The sequence below is a fragment of the Craurococcus roseus genome (assembly GCF_039523795.1).
Lineage (GTDB): Bacteria > Pseudomonadota > Alphaproteobacteria > Acetobacterales > Acetobacteraceae > Craurococcus > Craurococcus roseus.
The window spans coordinates 1-2,018 of record NZ_BAAAFZ010000050.1; the positions used below are offsets into that span (position 1 = coordinate 1).

Consider the following 2,018-nt stretch of genomic DNA (forward strand, 5'->3'; position numbering starts at 1 on the left):
CCCTCGCCCGCGCCGCCGTCCGCCGCGCCGGGCCGCGCCGCGAGCCGCATGTCCCACCCCCCGAACCGCCGGCCGCCGTGCGCCGGCTCCTCGTGCAGGATCTCGACGTCGGCGTGGCGGGCGTCGGCGCTGACGGACGCGGCGACGCGCCCGACGCCCTCCGCGGGGCCTTCCAGCCATTGCAGGAACCGGCCGTCGTCGTACACGACGACGCCGGTGACCGACTCCGCCCGGTTGCGCGCCTGCGCCGCCGCGACCAGCCCGCCGAGTTCGGCCGGCCCGAGCGGCGCCACGGCGCGGCTGCGGTAGACGAGGTTGCACAGCGCGGCGTCCACCGGCGCCGGGCCGGGCGGTGGACGCAAAGCTCCCTCAGCCGCCATCGCTCCCGCTCCCTCCCCACCAATCCCCGCCGGCGGCGCGGCCGCGGCGGATGCGACGGAGCGCGCACGACGCGACGGGTTGGCCCCGCCGCGGGCGGCTCGGCATCCGGCCGGGGCACCCCGCCCGGGGCCTCCATTCTCGCCGCGGCAGGTTTCCCGGCTCGCGGGTCGTCGCCTCCGCTTGGCCTTCCCGGGGCCGCGCGCACCGGTCCCTGTGGCCCGTTCTCCGCGGGCGCCATCTCGCCGCTCGCAGTCGCGGAGCGCCGAAAGGAGGCGCGCCGCGCGCCGGCTTCCTTCTCGGCCCCGGACCGTCGCGGACCCGGGGCGCCGTCGCGGGGGCGATGCTGGATCGCCCCGGGCGCCGGCGTCAAGCGCGCTCGCCGCCTGCGCCACGCCGCGCCGCCGCCGCTCCGGCGCCCTGTGTCCCGCGCGCATCCCGCGACGGATTTCTGCGGCGGGCCGGCGCGCGGCCGCTCGCGCCGCGCCGCGCCCGACCGACACTCGCCTCCTGCACGGGCGGCCGCGGAGTCGCGCGACGCCCCTGCGCAGGGAACCGGGAGGGAACGCCATCATGAAGAACACCGCACGCCGCCTGCTGCTCGCCGCCGGCATCGCCGCCATCGCCTTCGCAGCGCCCGCCGCGGCGCAGGACGCCGGCATGAAGCGCTGGAAGCAGGGCACCGGCTGGGGCTGGGTCTGGGGCCCGGAAGACGAGGTCGGCGCGCTCAACGAGATGACGGACGCCTCGCGCGCCGCCGCGCTCCGCCTCGCCGCCCAGGGCCGGGCCTACGACCTCGGCCTGCCCTACGACCGCAACTCCTACCGCTGGCCCGGCCACAACCCGGGCGAGATCATGACCTTCCGCACGCCGGAGGGCGTCGCGCGCCAGCGCGACCTCCCCTTCACCACGGCCGAACAAGGAAACACCGGCCACACCCGCTGGCACAGCAGCGCCATGTTCATCAGCGACAACGTGGCGACGCAGATCGACGGCCTCGCCCACATCACCCACGGCGCCGACAACCACTGGTACAACAACTTCCGCGCCGACCAGTGGACCGGCGACTTCGGCGTCCGCAAGGCCGACGTCACCACCATCCCGCCCATCGTCGCGCGCGGCGTCATGATCGACGTCGCCGGCCAGAAGGGGATGGAGGCGCTGCCCTCCAACTACGAGATCACCGTCGCCGACCTCGAAGCCGCCCTGCGCGCGCAGAACGTGGACGTGACGCCCGGCACCGTGGCGCTGGTCCGCACCGGCACCGCGCGCTTCTGGGGCGAGAACGGCAGCGACCACGCCAAGATCGGCCAGCACGACACCGCCGGCATCGGCATGGCCGCCGCGCGCTGGCTGGTGGAGCAGAAGGGCGCGATGATGATCGCCTCCGACACCTCCGGCCTCGAAGTGCTGCCGCCCCGGCCCGCGGACTCGCAATTCGTCGGCGGCTCCTTCAACCCCGTCCACGTCTACCTGCTGGTGAACCAGGGCGTCCACATCGGCGAGTTCCACAACATGGAGCGCCTCGCCGCCGACCGCGTGTACGAGTTCGCCTACGTCGCCACCACCAACGCCATCCGCGGCACCGTCGCCGGCACCGCGCTGCGCCCGCTGGCGTTGCGCTGACCGGGGCGGGCGGG

2 protein-coding genes are annotated in these 2,018 nt (G+C 76.0%); one reads left to right on the forward strand and one right to left on the reverse strand.

Features of this window, described 5'->3' with window-relative positions; all coding sequences use genetic code 11:
• A partial coding sequence (locus tag ABD067_RS15840; RefSeq protein ID WP_343896317.1) for a BLUF domain-containing protein occupies nucleotides 1–380 on the reverse strand: 380 nt, incomplete at its 3' end.
• 571 nt (nucleotides 381–951) lie between these two features.
• On the opposite strand from ABD067_RS15840, the gene ABD067_RS15845 reads away from it, so the two are divergent.
• The gene (locus ABD067_RS15845; RefSeq protein ID WP_343896318.1) at nucleotides 952–2,004 is read left to right on the forward strand and encodes a cyclase family protein; all 1,053 of its coding nucleotides are present in this window, start codon (nucleotides 952–954) and stop codon (nucleotides 2,002–2,004) included.
• Nucleotides 2,005–2,018: the final 14 nt, after the last annotated feature.

Coding starts and splice junctions, on each gene's coding strand:
- ABD067_RS15845 (WP_343896318.1), top strand. CDS start 952: ATGAAGAACACCGCACGCCGCCTGCTGCTCGCCGCCGGCATCGCCGCC.